Origin of the sequence: Jatrophihabitans telluris (genome assembly GCF_023516435.1) — a bacterium.
In the GTDB taxonomy this organism is placed as follows: domain Bacteria; phylum Actinomycetota; class Actinomycetes; order Mycobacteriales; family Jatrophihabitantaceae; genus Jatrophihabitans_A; species Jatrophihabitans_A telluris.
Genome location: NZ_CP097332.1, coordinates 201,638 through 220,189 on the forward strand (window position 1 = coordinate 201,638; position 18,552 = coordinate 220,189).

Here is an 18,552-nt window from a genome sequence, read left to right on the forward strand (position 1 = left end):
CACCGTCGACATGCGGTTACCAGGACAGACGCGCTGGAGATGTCTGCATGACGGGGGACGCGACGAAGATCGGCTAAACGGCGAATTTATGCACCGGGAACGCGTCATCCCCACCGGCGGCCAGCGTCAGCCTGGTGAGTGTCCGGACCGGCTGGGCACTGTCCCTCCACCCGCCGCCCCGGCTCGGAAAGCAGAAGGTCGAGGACGTTCCCGCAATGTTGCTCAAGCCGCCTACGGGCACCGCCCAACTGCTCTCGCGCTGGCACGCAGCGTCGGAGCAGAGCGGCTGGCCCGCCCACCATCAGTGGTGGACGGCAGCTGTCGACGCTCTGATCGACGCGATGGCCGGCGACGCGGCCGACCCAGTGGCCGCCGCCGAACGACTGGGCTGCGAGCGAGCCACCGCCGGTATCCGCCTGCGCGACTCCCTGGCCGATCTCGACGTGGGCATGGAGCTACTGAAGGTGCGTCTGACGGCCCGGGCGCGACTGGCCGGCGCGATGTCGGGCGGCTGGGCCGACAGCGTCACGGGCTGGCTGGGCCGCGGACAGCCCAGCTGCGTGGACTCCCTCACCCAGCTGAGCACCCGCGAATACCTCGCCACGCGCCTCGACGAGCTCTACTCGGAGTCCCCGGAACGGGTTGGCGTGCTGCGCGATCGTCGCGTCCTGGCCGTCGTCGCCGTCCGTCCCTCGCCCGATTCGCTCGTGACCGAAAGGCGCATGGTCGGCGTCGGGCAGGTACTGAGCTCGGTCTTCTCCCACGGCGAGACGCGGTCTCGGGTCGCCCCGAACGTCGCGGTGGCGCTGGCCTTCCGGGACGATTCGCTCAACGACCTACTGGTAGGGCTCCAGCTCGAATTGTCCTGGTCAGGCTTGTCGGCGTCACCGGCCGGGGCGCGGACCTGGCTCGAGCCGCTACCGCCAGGGATCGATCAGCTCGCGGAGTTCTTCGACGACCTGGCCAGGTGACCCTCAAACCCCGTTTCGACCGTGCTCGCGGATCGCTGCCAACCACGCGCCGGCCTCGGTGAAGTCATGGTCGGTGCGTCCGAGCAGGATCTCGCCCTGCTTGCCGTCCCGTCTCGGGTAGGAACCGAGGTAGCGGACGTCGGCACACACTCGGTGCAGGGCGGCCAGCGCGTCACCGACGCGGGCGTCGTCGACGTGGCCCTCGCAGTCGATGGTGAACGAGTACTGGCCGATCCGGCCCTTGGTCGGGCGGGACTCGATCCGCGTGAGGTTCACCCCGCGGGTACCGAACTCCGACAGGATCTCCAGCAACGCGCCGGCATGGTCCTCACGCAGGTACACGACCAACGTGGTGCGGTCGTTGCCGGTGGGGCGCGGTGGAGCGACCGGTCGGGTGAGCAGCACGAACCGGGTGACGGCTCCTGGGTTGTCGGCGATGTCGTGGGCCAGGCTGGCCAGTCCGTAGAGCTGCCCCGCGATGGGCGGCGCGACCGCGGCGTCGAACTCGCCGTCGCGCACGGCCCGGGCGCCGCCCGCCGTCGAGCCGACCATCGCGACGCCGGCCTGGGGGAGCGTGCTCAGCAGGTACCGGCGTACCTGGGCCTCGGCGTGGGGATGGGTGGCGACGGTGGCGACGTCGGCCAGCGACGTGCCGGGGCGTACCAGGAGCTCGAACAGGACCGGCAGGAACGTCTCAGCCGCGATCACCAGTGGCGAACCGCCGGCCAACTCGTCGAGGGTCGCCGGAACCGCGCCCTCGACGGAGTTCTCCAGGGGAACCACGGCCCCGTCGACCGAACCCGATCGAAGTGCGTCGATGGCGTGGGTGACGGTGGCGTGGCCGAGCAGCTCGACCGGCTCGGGTCCGGCCAGCTGCGACAGCGACAGCGCGGCCGCGTGCGAGAAGGTCCCTTCCGGACCCAGGAACGCGTAGCTGCGGGGAATCGACACGGGCCTCAGCCTACGGCCGGGCCGGCCTGACCTCGGGGCGGAGGGCGGCCCGCACGGCCTGTTCCTCCTCCGGCGACAGGGGATGCTCACCGTGCCCGCCACTGAGTGACTTGGCGTAGACCCGGTTCTCGGTGGCGCTGGCGATGGACGTAAGGGTGATGCCGTTGCCGTTGTCGTCCATGATCGCGAGCGAGAAGGACAGCCGGCCGGACAGGTCGTCGAAGGCGTCGTATCGGACGAGAGCCACCCGCCGCAGGGCGGTGCTGACCGAGGCGGCGATACCCGCGACACTGCCGGAGAGGTCGGCCCGCTCACCGGCCACGCGCTGGTCGAGGCTCTGCTGGGCCGCAACCAGGTCCCTCTGCAAGTCCAGGATGTCCTTGCGGACCGCTTCGCTGGCGGCCATGTGCTTGTCCGCAACCTCCAGGATCGTCTCGCGGCCGGAGGAGCCGCGCGACAGCAGGGCCACCGAGCGACGCAGCCTGGACAGCGTGCGCAACGCCAGGATTCCGGCGACGAACCCGCTCAGGCCGAACAGCACAGCGACGACGGCGAGTGCGGTGTTCATTCAGCGGAGGATAGCCCGCACGTCACCGCATGGACGGCACGGACCGCGCAGTTGTCGCTGAGCGATCCGCCGGGTGCGGGATAGCCTGGCGTGCATGACCGTGCGGCTACGTCCCACTCTGACCACCCTGCCCGCCTATGTGCCCGGTCGATCGGTGCCCGGTGCGATCAAGCTCGCCAGCAACGAGACGTCGTTGGGACCGCTGCCCCACGTCGTGCGGCGGATCACCGAGGTTGCCGGCGAGGCCAACCGATACCCGGACAGCTTCGCCACCGAACTGGGCTCCGCCCTGGCGGCCAGGTTCGGCGTCGACCCGACCCAGGTCGTGGTCGGCTGCGGGTCGGTGTCGCTGTGCCAACAGCTGGTTCTGGCCACGGCCGGTGAGGGCGATGAGGTGCTCTTCGCCTGGCGCTCGTTCGAGGCCTACCCGATCATCACCACGATCGACGGCGCGACCGGGGTGAAGGTCCCGCTGCGCGAGGACGTCCACGATCTGACCGCCATGGCTGAGGCCATCACCGACCGGACGCGCCTGGTCTTCGTGTGCAACCCGAACAACCCGACCGGCACGGCGGTGCGGGAGGCCGAGCTGCGCGCTTTCCTGGATCGGGTGCCCCCGCAGGTCGTCATCGTGCTGGACGAGGCCTACCGCGAGTACGTCATCGACCCCGAGGTGGTCGACGCAACGACGCTGCTGGCCGATTACCCGAACCTGATCGTGCTCCGTACGTTCTCCAAGGCCTACGGCCTCGCCGGCCTTCGGGTCGGCTACGGCATCGCGGCCGACGCGACGCTCAGCAACGCGGTGCGGCAGACCCAGGTGCCCTTCGCGGTCACTCAGATCGCGCAGGCCGCCGCGCTGGCCTGCCTGGAACCACCCGCGGAGAAGGAACTGCGCCAACGCGTCGAGGACGTCACGGTCGAACGGATCCGGGTCACCGACGAGCTGAGGGCGATCGGCTACGCCGTGCCCGACTCCCAGGCGAACTTCGTCTGGCTGGGTAACGGGCCGGCCGAACAGGGTGGGATAGACGCCTTGGCCTTCTCCACCGGATGCGAGGATCGCGGCGTGATCGTGCGTGCCTTCGCCGACTCCGGCGTGCGCGTGACGGTCGGGCTACGGGAGGAGAACGACGCCTTCCTCGCGGCGGCTCGCGCGCTACGGGCGCGTCCGGTGCCGGCTGATCACCAGACCGATGACACTCCGGACGGATTCTGAGCCCACGATCGCCCGACTGGGGAGGGCACGTTTCGCCTGGAAGCGCGAGTCTGTTCGCGCGGCGTTCATCTGCTGGTAGGGCTTGGCGACACTTCCGGTTTCGTTAACGAGCCGACGCTCCATTGCGGTCGGGGGGCACACCCCGCCCTGGGAAACCAGTTACGGATGGAGAACACCCGTGCTCACTCGCACTTCGTTGCGTGCCGCAGGCGGCCTGCTGGCTGTCGGCGCTCTGGCCCTGACGATGTCGGCGTGCTCGTCCAAGAGCAACGCCAGCGGCGGCGGCTCAGGCTCGAAGGCATCGGCCGCGACCTCGGCCGCAGATCTCGGCGGGATGGACGCACTCGTTGCGGCGGCCAAGAAGGAGGGCGCGCTCAACGTCATCGCCCTCCCGCCGGACTGGGCCAACTACGGCGGCCTGATCAGCGGCTTCAAGGCGAAGTACCCCGGTATCACCGTCAACTCGGCGAACCCGGACGGCTCCAGCGCTGACGAGGTCAACGCGATCAAGAGTCTCAAGGGCCAGACCCGAGCCCCGGACGTGGTCGACGTCGGCCAGTCCTTCGCCATCAGCGGAGTCGCCGACGGCCTGTACGCGCCTTACAAGGTCGCGACCTGGTCCGCCATCCCCGACACTCTGAAGGCCTCCGACGGGTCTTGGGTCAACGACTACGGCGGCTACATCTCCATCGGTTGCGATGGCGCGAAGGTGGCCAGCTGCCCGACCACTCTGGCCGCACTGAACAATCCCGCCTACAAGGGGAAGGTAGCCCTCAACGGCGACCCGCTGAAGGCGAACGCCGCGTTCAGCGCCGTCTGGGCGGCCTCGCTGGCCAAGGGCGGCTCGCTGGACGACATCCAGCCGGGCATCGACTTCTTCGGCCAGCTGGCCAAGGCTGGAATCTACAAGCCCGTGCAGGCCTCAGCGGCGACCATCGAGAGTGGCGAGACGCCGATCGTGCTGGATTGGGACTACCTGAACGCGGCCAAGACCACAGACGTCAACGGCAAGGGTGGCAAGTGGACCGTGGCGGTCCCGAGTGACGCCCAGTTCCCGGCCTACTACGCCCAGGCCATCAGCAAGTACGCCCCGCACCCGGCCGCGGCCCGGCTCTGGGAGGAGTACCTCTACAGCGTGGAAGGTCAGAACGGCTGGCTCAAGGGCGGCGCCCGTCCGGCCGAGATGACGGCGATGACCAGCGCAGCCACGATCGACAAGACGCTGGCCGCGGCGCTGCCGGCGGTATCGGGCACCCCGACGTTCCCCTCGGATGCTCAGACCACGAAGGCCAAGACCACGTTGACGGCCAAGTGGGCCGCCGCGGTCGGCTGATCCGCCGTATCGGATGACGTCCTCGTCGCCGTCGGCGGCCGTCTCAGCGGCCACGGTTTCCACCGGCACCGCTGATCCGGCCGGCAACGCCGAGCAGAACGAGCATGCTGTCGCACCAGCCGGGCGGTCCCGTTCGCGGGCCGCCTGGTTGGTGCCCGGCCTCGGGCTCGCTCCTTTCGTGATCTACCTGGCCCTGTTCTTCGGGCTGCCGGTCGCGCTGATCGCCTTCAACGCGTTCCGGCGCAAGGATCCGGCGAGCGGCATGACCAGCTTCTCCCTGCAGAACATCGACGACTCGCTGCACGGGGTGTACCGGGCCGCGCTCGTGCACAGCATTCAGCTGGCCGCCGTGACCGCGTTCGCATCGACGATCCTGGGACTGTTGCTGGCCTACGCCATCTCCTCCGGGCGGTCGGGTCTGCTGAAGCAGCTGACCGCGACCTCGGCCGCCGTGCTGGCCAACTTCGGTGGCCTGCCGCTCGCCTTCCTGTTCGTCGCCGTGGTCGGGGGAGCCGGTGTCCTGACCAAGATCCTGCAATCGACGTTCGGCCTTTCACTGCAGGACGATCTGCATTTCAACCTGTTCAGTCTGACCGGGGTGGAAGTCGTCTACCTGTACTTCCTCATCCCGCTCATGGTGCTGGTGATCACGCCGGCCCTCGAGGGTCTTCGCCCGCAGTGGCGTGAGGCGGCGGAGAATCTCGGGGCGACGGGCTGGCAGTACTGGCGCCTCGTGGCCGGCCCGGTGCTGCTCCCGAACCTGCTCGGCTCTGCTCTGCTGTTGTTCTGCAGTTCGCTGTCGGCGTTCGCCACCGCCTCGGCCCTGACCAACGGCACCCTCGCGATCACACCGTTGCAGATCGATACGGCCGTGTCGGGAAATGTCCTTACCGGACAGGAGAATCTGGCCGCAGCGCTGGCGCTGGACATGATCGTGATCGTGGTGCCACTGACCTTGATCTACCAATACCTGCAACGACGGGGGGCCAGATGGCTGCGGTGACTTCGGGAGCGTCTGCCCCACGGGTGTCCGGGCGCTCGCGGGGAAGGACCCGGTGGGGACGCACGGTCATCCTCGTCGTGGCCGGTTGCTACTTCATCCTTCCCGTACTGGCCGCGTTCTGGTTCTCGGTGCACAATTCCGTCCGCGGCTTCAGCCTGCACGCCTACACCAGCTTCATCCACCTGGCCGGGTTCACCCCGGCCTTCCGGACCTCGCTGATGCTGGCGGTGGCCACCGTGCTGATCACGCTGGTACTCATGCTGCCCACGATGATCTTCGTCCAGCTGCGGGCACCCTGGGCCCGCGGTTGGGTGGAGACGTTCTCCCTGCTACCACTGGTGATTCCGCCCGTGGCGTTGGCCGCCGGTGTGAGCTACGTGATCCGGCTGTCCACCTCCGACGCCCTGTACGGCACCGTCTTCTGGCGGGCCCTCAACGCGCTGCAGAGCCCGCAGCCGTGGCTGCTCGCCCTCGAATACGTCGTGATGGCACTGCCGTTCACCTACCGTGCGCTGGACGCAGGCCTGCGCAGTATCCCTGTTCCCACGCTGGTCGAGGCGGCGCGCAACCTCGGCGCCGGATGGGCATCGGTGGTACTCAGGGTCTTGCTGCCATCACTGCGCACGGCCGTGTTGAACGCCGCGTTGCTCACGTTCGCCCTCGTCCTGGGCGAGTACACCCTCGCCAAGATCCTGGCCTTCACCACGTTCCCGGTCTGGCTGGTCCAGTTCGGTGGGCAGGACGGCCAGTTGCAGGTCGGCCTGAGCCTATTGAGCCTGCTCATCACCTGGATCCTGCTGATCGGTATCGCCGTGCTGGCCGGCCGACGAATCTCCCTGCGTAGAAAGGGCACTCGATGACTGCCGACCCCATCGCGACCGAGGCGATCGCCCCGCTGAGCGGCAATTCCGTCGAGTATCGCGGAGTCTGCCGCACGTTCGGCGCCACGCGCGCGCTCGACGCATTCGACCTGCGCATCGAACCCGGAGAACTGCTCGCCCTGCTCGGGCCGTCCGGCTGTGGGAAGACCACCGCTCTGCGGTTACTGGCCGGCTTCGACCGCCCGGACGCCGGGGAGATCCTGGTGGACGGCCGCGACGTCACGTCCGTCCCGGTGAACCGCCGGCGAATGGGCATGGTCTTCCAGTCCTACAGCCTGTTCCCGACGATGACCGCGACCGACAACGTGGTCTTCGGGATGCGGATGCTGAAACTGGTGAGCGGCCGCAGACCGGAGCGGGCACGTGAGCTGCTGGACCTGGTCGGCCTGTCGGCGCATGCCGACAAGTACCCCCACCAGCTCTCCGGCGGGCAGCAACAGCGGGTGGCGCTGGCCCGCGCGCTGGCCGTGGAGCCGAAGGTGCTGCTGCTGGACGAGCCGCTGTCGGCGCTGGACGCCAAGGTGCGCGTGCAGTTGCGGGATGAGATCCGCCGCCTGCAGCTCGAGCTGGGCGTGACCACGGTGTTCGTCACCCACGACCAGGAGGAGGCGCTGTCCACCGCTGACCGGGTTGGCGTCATGCGGGCCGGACGTCTCGAGCAGTGCGCCTCGCCCCAGGAGCTCTACCAGCGACCGGCGACTCCCTTCGTCGCCGAGTTCGTCGGCACCATGAACCACGTGCCCGCGGTCGTAGCCGCCCCGGACTCGGTCCGGATCGGTGAGCAGCTGCTTGCGGTGGACGGATCCACGGCCAGCGTGGGTTCGGCAGTGGTCGCTCTGGCCCGTCCGGAGGCCGTCCTCGTCGAGGAGGCGCCGGACGGGGAGGCGGTGGTCGTACTGACGACCTTCTTCGGAGCCGTGACCCGCCTGCGGTTACGCCGAACGGACGGGGTCGAACTGCTCGCAGACATCGCCAGCCATCGGGCGTCGCGGTTTCCGGTGGGTACCCCGGTGGCGGTCACGTTGCTCGATCGTCCGGTCCTGCTCCGTCAGACCTAGAGTGGGTAGGCGTGACCAGCACTGCGACCACGTCGATCACGGGTGGCGACCGATCGCCCCAGGGTTATTGGACCCTCGCCGCCGAGGCAGGGGAGAGCCACACTCCGCGGCGTGAACTCATGCCAGGTCCAGGCGGGCGCGCACGCACGGGAACCGGCAGGGGAACCGGCGCCGGAACCGGCGACTCTGTCGGTGAGCCGTTACTGACGGTGGCGCACCTGTCCGACCTGCACCTGTGCGATTCTCAATCACCGGCCCGGGCGGAGTTTCTCGACCGCTGGGCCGATCCGGACTCACCGTTGAAGCCGCTCATCGACGCCGTCGGTACGTACCGGGCCCAGGACTGCCTCACCGTGCAGGTGGCCGAGGCCATGGTTCGTGCGGTGAACGGGCTGGACCGCGCACCGGTATCCGGCGCCCCCATCGACCTCGCTCTGACCACGGGCGATGTCACCGACAACGCGCAAGCCAATGAACTGTCGTGGTATCTGTCGGTCCTGGAAGGCGGACCGATTCTGCCCGACTCGGGAGATCCCACCCGCTACGAAGGTGTGGGCGCGGCCGATCTTCCCTACTGGGACGAGTACTTCTGGCACCCTGACCCGATCGCCGCGGCGGCCGGAAACGCGGCGCTGGACCGTCCTCGTCGGCTGCACGGGTTCCCGGCGGCACCCGGCCTGCTCGACGCACTGCGAATGCCCTTCGACGCCGAGGGCTTGACGATTCCCTGGCTGGCGGTGCACGGCAACCACGACCAGATGGTGCAGGGAACCATCCCAGCGGTCGGCCCGTTCGCGACTGCGGCGTTTTCCCAGACCAAGGCGATCGGCGTCCCCGAGCACTGGAGCACCGACGCGATCGGCCAATTCTGCCTGGACATGGACCGCTGCGAACTGCCGGCGCTGGCCCTGTGGTCCTCACTGCGGTCGCGGCCGGCCACCCCGGATCCGGGACGGGCTCCCATCACGCGTGCGGAGTTCATCGCGGCGCACTTCGGGCTGTCCGCGCACCCCTCCGGCCACGGATTCCCCTCCTCGGCCCGCGAGTCCGGTCTGGCCTACTACCGCCACGATCGCGGCCGGGTCAGCATCCTGGCCCTGGACACCGTCAACGAGAACGGTGGCTGGGAAGGTTCGATCGACCCGGCCCAGCTGTCCTGGCTGGCCGGTGAACTGGACGAGGCGGACGCCGATCGCCGTCTGGTCGTGCTGGCCTCGCACCATCCCTTGCATCGGCTCACCAATGCCCGCACCGCCGCCGAGCAGGCCGCGGCCCTTGCCGGCGCGGGACTCGAGGACGGCACGGACGGCTCGCCCGGCTCGCCCGGCTCGGACGGCTCGCCCGGCACGCCCGGCACGGATGGACCCCGGGTGCTGTCGGCCGAACTGTCGGCCGAGCTGGCCCGCCACGCCTGCGTGGTGTTGTGGCTCAACGGTCATACCCACGTCAGCGCTGTGACGCCGCACCCCGCCGCTGGGGCCGGGGGCCCGTGGTGGGAGGTGACCGCCCCGTCACTGATCGACTATCCCCAGCAGGGACGAGTCGTCGAACTGCTCGACGACGGTGCCGGCGAACTGACGCTCGCCTGCACGATGATCGACCACGCGGGTGAAGTCCCGTGGTCCGGTGGGGTGGACACGCTGACCGCGCTGGCGGGACTCTCCCGCGAACTGGCCGCCAACGACTGGCAGGATCCTGCGGCTGATCTGCGGCGACACCGGCGGGTCGGAACCCCGCTGGACCGCAACGTGCTGCTGGCGATTCCGGACCCGTTCCAGCCCTAGACCGGATTACCGCGTCGGGATCGGCCGCCGCCGCGGAGCTATTCCATGCCTCGATCGCCCATGACGCGCGATGGGGGCTGGGCCGCCTCCCGGACCGCGGCGGCGACGGCCTTGGGCACCGACGGGTCGAAGACGGACGGGACGATGTAGGCCGGATTCAGCTGTTCGTCCGAGACGCAGTGCGCCAAGGCCGACGCGGCCCGCAACAACATCGCCGTGGTGACCTCGCTGGCCTGCGAATCGAGCAGGCCCCGGAAGACGCCGGGAAATGCGAGCACGTTGTTGATCTGGTTCGGGTAGTCCGACCGGCCCGTGGCCAGGATCGTGGCGTACTTGCGGGCCTCGTCGACGTCGGTCTCGGGATCGGGGTTGGCCAGCGCGAAGACCACGGGATCCTCGGCCATGTCACCGATCCACTCCGCGGGAAGCACGCGCGGGGCAGACACCCCGATGAAGACGTCCGCGCCGCACAGGGCGTCGTGCAGGTCCCCGGTCACGCCTTCGGGGTTGGTCTTGCGGGCCAGTTCGGCCTTGGCCACCGACAGGGCGGTGTCCGTGGGCGAAAGGATGCCTTCCTTGTCCCAGACGAGCACGTGCCGGACGCCGGCCGCGAGCAGCAGGTCGACGATCGCGGTCCCCGCGGCGCCGCCGCCCGAGACCACCACCCGGATCGAGGCCAGGCCCTTGCGGACGCAGCGCAATGCGTTCGTCAGCGCCGCCAGCACCACGATGGCCGTGCCGTGCTGGTCGTCGTGGAAGACGGGGATGTCGAGTTCGGCCCGCAGCCGCGCCTCCACCTCGAAGCAACGCGGCGCGGAGATGTCTTCCAGGTTGATGCCGCCGAACCCCGGGGCGATGTGCTTGACCGTCTGCACGATCTCGTCGACGTCCTGGGTGTCCAGGCAGATCGGCCAGGCGTCGATGTCGGCGAAGCGCTTGAACAGCGCGGCCTTGCCCTCCATGACCGGCAGCGCCGCGCCGGGGCCGATGTTGCCGAGGCCCAGCACGGCCGATCCGTCGGTGACCACGGCGACGGAGTTGCCCTTGATCGTCAGCTTCGAGACGTCCTCGGGATGGGCAGCCAGCGCCAGCGAGACCCGACCGACGCCGGGCGTGTACGCCATCGACAGATCGTCACGAGTTCGCAGCGGGACCTTGGACTCGACCGAGATCTTGCCACCGAGGTGGAGCAGGAACGTCCGGTCCGACACCCGGTGGACCTCGATGCCCTCCAGGGCGCGGAGCGCGGCGACGATCTCCTCCGAATGCTCGCCGTTGCCCGCCGAGCAGGTGACGTCGATCGTGATCCGGTCGTGCCGGGATTCCGACACGTCGATGGCCGTCACCATCCCGCCGGCTTCGGTCACCGCCGTGGCGAGCCGACCGACGACCGAAGCGTCCGGTACCGCGTAGATGCGGACGGTGATCGAGTAGGAGGCCGACGTCGGGGTCGGTCGAGGACGAGCGGAATCGGGCATGGCCATGCCGGACATGATTCCGCACGGCGAGGGTGGCTGGGTCGCGAGGACGGGTGAACTCGGTCTCGTTGGCCCCGAATGCACGTCGAGGCCTTGCTCAGCCTTGGTGCCCGTAGCCCTCGGGAAGCAGTTCGCCGACCTCGATCGCCGCGCTCACCCGGTTGCCGGCGGGCGCCAGCGGGCACGCCCAGCGGTAGTCGTAAACGCAGGAGGGGTGGTAGGCGAAGTTGAAGTCGAGGACCCACTCGGCACCATCGGCGGACCGGCCGAGATCGGCGCCCTTGACCGTGTCGATGAGATAGCGGCCCGCGCCGTAGGTCGTGGACCCGGCGGTGGCATCCCGGAACGGGATGAACACGCCGCCACCGTAGGAGCCGAGCCACCACACGTCCAGACCGTCGGACTCGCCCACCGGAAGGTGCACCCGCCCGATCCGATCGAAGGGCACCACGCCGTCACTACCGGTGGGGACGTCCAGGCGCTGCTCGTCCGCTTCGAGGACCGGCAGCTGGAACCGCCATGCCGGGTCGTAGTCCGCGTGGATCAGGCGCTGGGCGCCGGTCCGCGGGCTTGCCGGGTGCCGCTCGAACAGCTCGGTGCGTCCCGTCACCCACTCGGCGTGGGCCGCCGCGGGTCCGTCGGCGGCGGCGGTGGCCCGCACGCCGGCGTAGAGCGCATGAGTCCGTCGGCGCCAGTCCGCCACCTGCAGCGAGTAAGTCTGAGAATCGGTCACCTCTCGATCCAACCGCACTGCGCCGACATCATGGCCGGTCGCCGGGCTTACGAATCGGAGAAGGCGGAGCCGCTGATGTGTGAGCAGCGGGAGGGGCGCTCAGCACCAGTGACCGGGACGTCGCAGGTTGGGCGGGATGGTGGTCCGGTCGTCGCCGGTGCACCCGCCGAGCTGCATCGGGGTCACGAACAGCGCGCCCGCCAACCTGGCTCCCCGGACGTCGGCGCCGCGCAGATCTGCTCCGATCACGTCCGCCCGGTCGAGGTCGGCCCCGGTCAGGTCGGCGCCGATGAGCAGTGCCCCGCGCAGGTCCGCGCCGCGCAGGTCCGCGCCGCGCAGGTCCGCGCCGGCCAGAACGGCGCCGGCCAGATCGGCTCGAGCCCGATACCGGCGATCAGCTGCAAGTCCGGCCCGCACCGAGCGGCTCACGCGGAGCAGCACCTCGTACACCTCGCGGTGGATCGCGGCGCCGTCGAGGGCCAGCAACGCATCGGCAGGAGCGCCGATCAGGGCCTCGACCCGCGCGGTCACGGCGGCCAGTTCGGGCCGCTGCGCCAGGGCTCCGTCCGGGAACGCCGCCGCCTGCGTCAGGTACCACAGCAGTTCCTGGAGCTGACGCATCAGCGAGAAGGCCGCAAACATCTGCCCGGCCGTCTCCGGCGAGGTTCGCCAGCTGCGACCGGCGAACGTGTGACGGGAGATCTGCGGGCCGGCGCCGAGGCATTCGAAAACCGTGCACCCGCGGAAGCCCTCCTGGGTCAGGCTCGCATGAATCCGGCAGCGATCGTCACGGGCGAGGTTCACACACGCCACTCCGGCGGGCTTGTCGAAGGCGAAGTCCACGGAGGCGGAGAACGCCAGCCCGACGCAGCACAGGCCCGTGCACTGGCCACAGTCCGACTCGAAGCGTGCAGCCGGGCCGACAGGGGCTGTGTCCTGCGGCGGCGGCGAGCCAGCGGATCCGTCCGGCGCGGGAACTGCGATTGCCACGACACGATCGTGCCTCATCGACGTCGAGGTGGTTGTGGTTCGATAGGACCAGCACGTACAGGGCGCCGCCCGGGCGCCCGTCACAACGAGGTGACGACGTATGACCGAGCTTTCGGCTGCCCCTGATCAGGGCTCCGACGCCGCCGCGCAGGTCCAGGCCGACCGCGCGCCGATCGAGGCCGACGACGCTGTGTTTCTGCAGCGCTACCTGGCCCATGCCCCGTCCCAGCTGCCCGGCCGGCAACAGAGCGTGCTGGCCGATATCGCCAAGCAGCACTTCGAACTCGGCCGCCGACGTGCCGGCGACCAGATTCTGATCTCGGTCCGGGACGTCGACGGCGGCACGTCGGCGATCGACATCGTGACCGCGGACGCGCCGTACCTGGTGGACTCGACGGGAGCCGAACTCGGTCGCACGGGACATCCGGTGGTGTACCTGCTGCATCCCCAGATCGTGGTGCGGCGCAACGCCGACGGCGACCTCTGCCAGGTGCTCAACCTCGAGGACACCGCCGAGGTGCCCGCGGGCGCCGCGACGGAATCGTGGATGCATATCGAGACTCCGGTCATCCCGGCCGACGAACGCGCCTCGGTGGCTGCCGATCTGCGCCGCGTGCTGGTCGACGTCCACCACGCCGTCGCTGACGCACCGGAGTTGTACCGGCTGATCCGTGACCTCGCCGACGAATTGTCCGCCCACCCGGGCCAGTTCGACCGGGACACCTCGGCCGAGGCCGCCGCCCTGCTGCGCTGGCTGGCCGACGGCAACTTCATGATCCTCGGGCACGCCGCCTACAGCGCGAACGAGCTGGCTTCGCCGGTCCGCCGCGGCGACGCCGAGGCGGGCACCCCCCGGGGAGTGCTGCGGGGCGAGGCGTCGATCTCACCGCTGGAGCTGCTGCCGGCCTACCGTTCCGGTGCGCCGCTGGTGATCTTCAAGTCGCCGATGGTCTCGACCGTGCGCCGGTCGGCGCGCTACGACTGCGTGACCGTCATCGCGCCCGGTGAGAACGGAAGCGGCGAGAAGATCCACGTCTTCCTCGGCCTGATCACCGATGAGACGGACGGCACCGTAGGCCGGGTCCCGGTGCTGCGCCGCCGGATCGCCGAGGTCCTGCAGCGTTCCGGTGCCCGGGCCGACAGTCACACCGGACGGCAATTGCTGGCCGCGCTGCGGACCTTGCCGCGGGACGAACTGCTCGAGGCCACCAGCCCGGACCTGCTACGGCTGGCCACGCTGGTCGTCGATCGTGCCGATCGCGGAGGCATCGGCGTCTTCGCGCGTACCCACCTCAACCGCGACTTCGTCTCGGTGCTCGTCTATTTCCCGGCCGACCGGCTCGGACCGGAGACGCGCCGCCGCGTCCGGGACGTGATCCTGCTCAACTGGCCGGGCCGGATCATCGCCCGCGACGACCGGATCGTCGAGCTGGGCCTGGCCCGCATGCACTTCCTGATCGCGCTGCGGCCCGGGGAAGAAGTCCCGAACCCCGAGCGGTCCAAGGTGGAGGCCACAGTCGCTCAGGTGACTCGGCGGTGGAGCGACGACCTGGCCGATCTGCTCACCGTGGGGGTTGGCGAGCAGGAAGCCGACCGGATGCTGCGCAAGTACAGCAATGCCTTCCCGGAGGCGTACAAGGAGGACTTCCCCGCCTCGGTGGCCGTGTCGGACCTGCGCCGGCTGGAGTCCCTGCCCGACCACGACGGGCTCGCCTTCGAGCTGTACACCCCACCGACCGACGACGCGGCCGACCGGCGCTTGAAGGTCTTCCGAACCGGGCTGCCGCTATCGCTGGGACGCACCCTGCCGATGCTGGAGCTGATGGGCATCGAGGTTCTCGACGAGCGCCCCTACGAGCTGGAGCCTGCCGACGGCACGGCCTCCTGGATCTACGACTTCGGCCTGCGCATCGGTGAGGGCGTCGACTTCTCCCAGCAGCGCTCGGCCGCGGTCATCGACACCCTTCGGGTGCTGTGGGCCGGCGGGATCGAGCAGGACGGGTTCAACGCGCTCGTCGTCCGCGCCGGTCTGACCTGGCAACAGACCGTTGTGCTCAGGGCCTACGCCAAGTACCTCCGTCAGGCCGGCAGCACGTTCAGCCAGGGTTACATCGAGCTGGCGTTGAGCCAGAACCCCACCATTGCCCGTTTGCTGGTCGACTACTTCGAAACCCGCTTCGACCCGGCCCGCCAACCGTCCGAGGATGCGCAAGCCGAGGTCCGCCAGCGGATCGACGAGGCCTTGGCCGGGGTGGCCAGCCTCGACCAGGACCGCATCCTGCGTTCGTTCCTGGGCCTGGTGGCGGCGACGCTGCGGACGAACTTCTACCGCACCTACTCCGACGACGCGGCCGAGCCGGGTCCGACGGCCGGCGCCGGCGCTGCCGTCTCCGCCTCGGTGAGCCGCCCGGAGGCGTTCGCGGTGAAACTGGATTCACGCGAGGTACCCGACCTGCCCGAGCCGCGGCCCCGTTTCGAGATCTGGGTCTACTCGCCGCGGGTCGAGGGCGTGCACCTACGTTTCGGGGCTGTCGCCCGCGGCGGCCTGCGCTGGTCTGACCGCCGCGAGGATTTCCGGACCGAGGTTCTGGGGCTGGTCAAGGCGCAGATGGTCAAGAACACCGTCATTGTGCCGGTGGGTTCGAAGGGCGGCTTCGTCGCCAAGCGGCTGCCGGACCCGGCCGCCGATCGCGACGCCTGGCTGGCCGAGGGAATCGCCTGCTATCGCCTGTTCATCACCTCGCTGCTGGAGCTGACCGACAATTACCGGACGAGCCCGGACGGCTCGCGCACGGTGGTCGCACCGCCGTCGACGGTTCGCTACGACGGCGACGATCCCTACCTGGTCGTCGCCGCCGACAAGGGCACCGCGACCTTCTCCGACATCGCCAATGCCATCGCCGTGGAAAGGGGATTCTGGCTCGGGGACGCCTTCGCCTCCGGCGGCTCGGTGGGCTATGACCACAAGGCGATGGGCATCACCGCCAAGGGGGCCTGGGAGTCGGTCAAGTACCACTTCCGCGAGCTGGGCCTGGACACTCAGACGCAGGACTTCACCGTGGTCGGAGTCGGCGACATGTCCGGCGACGTCTTCGGCAACGGCATGCTGTTGTCGGACAGGATCCGACTGCTGGCCGCGTTCGATCACCGGCACATCTTCCTCGATCCCGACCCCGACGCGGCCCGCTCCTTCGCGGAACGGGCTCGCATGTTCGCTCTGCCGCGCTCGTCGTGGGCCGACTACGACGCCTCACTGCTCTCCGAGGGCGGAGGGGTCTTTCCCCGTTCTCTGAAGGCGATTCCCGTCTCGGCGCAGGTCGCGGCGGCCCTCGGCCTGCCCGAGGGTACGGCCAAGCTGCCGCCGGCGGTGCTGATCAACGCAATCCTGCGGGCACCGGTCGACCTGCTGTGGAACGGCGGGATCGGCACCTACGTCAAAGCCTCCACCGAGACCCATCTCGACGCCGGTGACAAGGCCAACGACCCGCTGCGCGCGGACGGAGCACAGCTGCGCTGCCGAGTCGTCGGCGAAGGCGGCAACCTGGGATTCACCCAGCGGGGACGGGTTGAGTTCGCTCGCGCAGGTGGCCGGATCAACACCGACGCCATCGACAATTCGGCCGGGGTGGACACCTCCGATCACGAGGTGAACATCAAGATCCTGCTGGATCGCGAGGTGCAGGCCGGTGTCATCAACACCGAAGAACGCAACCAACTGCTCGGCCAGCAGACCGACGAGGTCGCGCGCCTGGTGCTGGCCGACAACTACGGCCAGAACGTCCTGCTCGGCGTGGCCAGGCATGGCGCGCGCGCGTTGGTCTCGGTGCACCGGCGGCTCATCCGCGAGCTGGAGAAGGCGGGCGAGCTCGACCGCACGATCGAGTTCCTGCCCTCGGACAAGGAGCTTGCCGCGCGGGAGGCCGCTCGCGAGGGCCTGAGCTCTCCGGAGCTCGCCGTGCTGGCCGCCTACGTCAAGATCGTGCTGAGCGAGCAGATTCGCGAGTCCAGCCTGCCGGACGAGCCGTGGTTCCAGCGTGCCTTGAGTGACTACTTCCCCCACCCCGTGGCCGAGCGTTTCCGGGCCAACCTGTCCGAGCACCCGTTGCAGCGAGAGATCATCACCACCTGCGTGGTCAACGATCTGGTCAACCGGGGTGGATCGACCTTCGTCTTCCGGGCCATGGAGGAGACCGGCGTCGATCCGGCGCAGGTCACCCGGGCGTACACCGTCGTCCGCGAGGTGTTCTCCCTGTCGGAGATCTGGGCCGAGATCGAGGCGCTGGACAACCAGGTCCCCACCACCGCTCAGCACATCGGTTACCGGGAGGTCCGCCGGACGATCGACCGGGCCGTGCGGTGGCTGGTGGATGTCCGCTTCCCGATCAGCGACGCCGCCGGGGAGATCGAGCGGTTCGGGCCCACCGTGGCGGACCTGTCGCCGAGGGTGCCGGACTTGTTGCGGGGACGGGAACGCGACAACCTGTACTCCGAGGTCGAGCGCCTGGTCGGGCACGGTCTGCCGCGCTCGCTGGCGATGCGGATCTCCTGCCTGCTGACCTCGTTCCTGCTGCTGGACGTCGTGGAGATCAGCGTCGCTGAGAACCGCCCGCCGGCCGAAGTGGCCGATCTGCACTTCGCGCTGTCCGAGCGCCTTTCGGTGGACGACATCCTCTACGCGGTGACCAGCCTGCCGCGCGATGACCGGTGGTCGGCCCTGGCCCGGGCGGCCATGCGCCATGACGTCTACGCCGCCCTTGCCGCGATCACCACGTCCGTGCTTCGTGCGACGGATGCGACGATGCCCGCTGGGGAACGGATCGAGGCCTGGGCGGCTCGCAATCCCGAGCGGGTGGAACGGGCGCGCGCCACATTCGCCGAAGCCTTGTCCCGTGATCCGGTCGACCTGGCCACCCTGTCGGTGGCGTTGCGGGTCATGCGCAGCCTGCCGACGTCCTGACGACGGCCTCGGCGGCGGCTCAGCCGGTCGCGTACAGCGCGCTCAGCCGGTCGCGTACAGCGCGCTCAGCCGGTCGCGTACAGCGCGCTCGGCGGGGAGCTGGCCGGAGGGGTCACCGGCGTGCTGAGTCGGCCCCGGGCCCACACCGTCGTCCGGCCGTCGTCATTGCGCACGCCCCAGTCCTCGGTGACGGCGGCGACGATGGCCAGTCCCCGGCCGGAGGTGTCCCAGACGCTGGCGTCGGACACGGTCAGTTCGTGAATGGCGCCGCCGTCGGTCACGGCGATGGTGTACGTGTCGGTGGTCAGGACCCATTCCACGCTGAGATGACCCGAGGGCAGTGGGGGCGCGTGCCGGACCGCGTTGCCGACGAGTTCGCTGGCGATCAGCGCGGCGTCCAGGCAGTCGGCCTCATCGGCGCCGGCGACGCGGAGCGCTTCGGAGATGCTGCGTCGGGCCAGGCCGGCGCTGGGCGTCGCGTGTCGTACCCACAATGTCGGCACGTGCTCACCCTCCTCCACGACTGCCTGATCCATCCGTTCGGGCGGCCCGATCTGGTCGCCTGACCCATCCGCTGCGCCTGGCCGGTTCGTCTGTCCGACTCGACCAGTTCGTAGCACCATGGG

14 protein-coding genes are annotated in these 18,552 nt (G+C 69.5%); 8 read left to right on the forward strand and 6 right to left on the reverse strand.

What is annotated here, in order from left to right:
• Window positions 1–134 precede the first annotated feature (134 nt).
• The gene (locus tag M6D93_RS00950; RefSeq protein WP_249772227.1) at window positions 135–971 is read left to right on the forward strand and encodes a hypothetical protein; all 837 of its coding nucleotides are present in this window, start codon (window positions 135–137) and stop codon (window positions 969–971) included.
• A 3-nt stretch (window positions 972–974) separates the two neighbouring features.
• On the opposite strand, the gene pheA is transcribed toward M6D93_RS00950, so the two are convergent.
• The gene (gene pheA, locus M6D93_RS00955; protein ID WP_249772229.1) at window positions 975–1,922 is read right to left on the reverse strand and encodes a prephenate dehydratase; all 948 of its coding nucleotides are present in this window, start codon (window positions 1,920–1,922) and stop codon (window positions 975–977) included.
• Window positions 1,923–1,932: 10 nt separating this feature from the next.
• Window positions 1,933–2,490 (reverse strand): DUF4446 family protein, encoded by a 558-nt coding sequence (locus M6D93_RS00960; RefSeq protein ID WP_249772231.1) that lies wholly within the window; start codon window positions 2,488–2,490, stop codon window positions 1,933–1,935.
• A 94-nt stretch (window positions 2,491–2,584) separates the two neighbouring features.
• Between M6D93_RS00960 and hisC the strand changes: the two genes are divergently transcribed.
• From hisC to M6D93_RS00990, 6 genes are all read left to right on the forward strand, one after another.
• Window positions 2,585–3,709: a histidinol-phosphate transaminase gene (gene hisC, locus M6D93_RS00965; protein ID WP_249772233.1), complete on the forward strand. Its 1,125-nt coding sequence runs from the start codon at window positions 2,585–2,587 to the stop codon at window positions 3,707–3,709.
• A gap of 244 nt (window positions 3,710–3,953) precedes the next feature.
• Window positions 3,954–5,042 (forward strand): ABC transporter substrate-binding protein, encoded by a 1,089-nt coding sequence (locus M6D93_RS00970; RefSeq protein WP_347343723.1) that lies wholly within the window; start codon window positions 3,954–3,956, stop codon window positions 5,040–5,042.
• Window positions 5,043–5,055: 13 nt separating this feature from the next.
• The gene (locus M6D93_RS00975) at window positions 5,056–6,045 is read left to right on the forward strand and encodes an ABC transporter permease (protein WP_249772237.1); all 990 of its coding nucleotides are present in this window, start codon (window positions 5,056–5,058) and stop codon (window positions 6,043–6,045) included.
• Window positions 6,033–6,905 (forward strand): ABC transporter permease, encoded by an 873-nt coding sequence (locus tag M6D93_RS00980; RefSeq protein ID WP_249772239.1) that lies wholly within the window; start codon window positions 6,033–6,035, stop codon window positions 6,903–6,905. Before M6D93_RS00975 ends, M6D93_RS00980 begins: the two co-directional genes overlap by 13 nt.
• Window positions 6,902–7,984, forward strand: coding sequence for an ABC transporter ATP-binding protein (locus tag M6D93_RS00985; RefSeq protein WP_249772241.1), 1,083 nt, complete (start codon window positions 6,902–6,904; stop codon window positions 7,982–7,984). The genes M6D93_RS00980 and M6D93_RS00985 overlap by 4 nt, the downstream gene beginning before the upstream one ends.
• An 11-nt stretch (window positions 7,985–7,995) precedes the next feature.
• Window positions 7,996–9,768, forward strand: a complete 1,773-nt coding sequence (locus tag M6D93_RS00990) for a metallophosphoesterase family protein (protein WP_249772243.1) — start codon at window positions 7,996–7,998, stop codon at window positions 9,766–9,768.
• 38 nt (window positions 9,769–9,806) lie between these two features.
• On the opposite strand, the gene M6D93_RS00995 is transcribed toward M6D93_RS00990, so the two are convergent.
• The 3 genes from M6D93_RS00995 to M6D93_RS01005 all read right to left on the reverse strand — a co-directional run bounded on the left by M6D93_RS00995 (window position 9,807) and on the right by M6D93_RS01005 (window position 12,969).
• Complete coding sequence (locus M6D93_RS00995; protein WP_249772245.1) at window positions 9,807–11,252, reverse strand: NAD-dependent malic enzyme; 1,446 nt, start codon at window positions 11,250–11,252, stop codon at window positions 9,807–9,809.
• 91 nt (window positions 11,253–11,343) lie between these two features.
• Window positions 11,344–11,979: a DUF1684 domain-containing protein gene (locus tag M6D93_RS01000; RefSeq protein ID WP_249772247.1), complete on the reverse strand. Its 636-nt coding sequence runs from the start codon at window positions 11,977–11,979 to the stop codon at window positions 11,344–11,346.
• A gap of 99 nt (window positions 11,980–12,078) precedes the next feature.
• Window positions 12,079–12,969 carry a pentapeptide repeat-containing protein gene (locus M6D93_RS01005; RefSeq protein WP_249772249.1) on the reverse strand — a complete coding sequence of 297 codons (891 nt, stop codon included), beginning with the start codon at window positions 12,967–12,969 and terminating at the stop codon, window positions 12,079–12,081.
• Between the two features lie 100 nt (window positions 12,970–13,069).
• Between M6D93_RS01005 and M6D93_RS01010 the strand changes: the two genes are divergently transcribed.
• A complete protein-coding gene (locus tag M6D93_RS01010) occupies window positions 13,070–17,926 on the forward strand; it encodes an NAD-glutamate dehydrogenase (RefSeq protein ID WP_249772251.1) in 4,857 nt (1,618 codons plus the stop codon).
• A gap of 65 nt (window positions 17,927–17,991) precedes the next feature.
• Here the strand turns inward: M6D93_RS01010 and M6D93_RS01015 are convergent, their stop codons facing one another.
• A complete protein-coding gene (locus tag M6D93_RS01015; protein ID WP_249772253.1) occupies window positions 17,992–18,462 on the reverse strand; it encodes an ATP-binding protein in 471 nt (156 codons plus the stop codon).
• Between the last annotated feature and the right edge of the window lie 90 nt (window positions 18,463–18,552).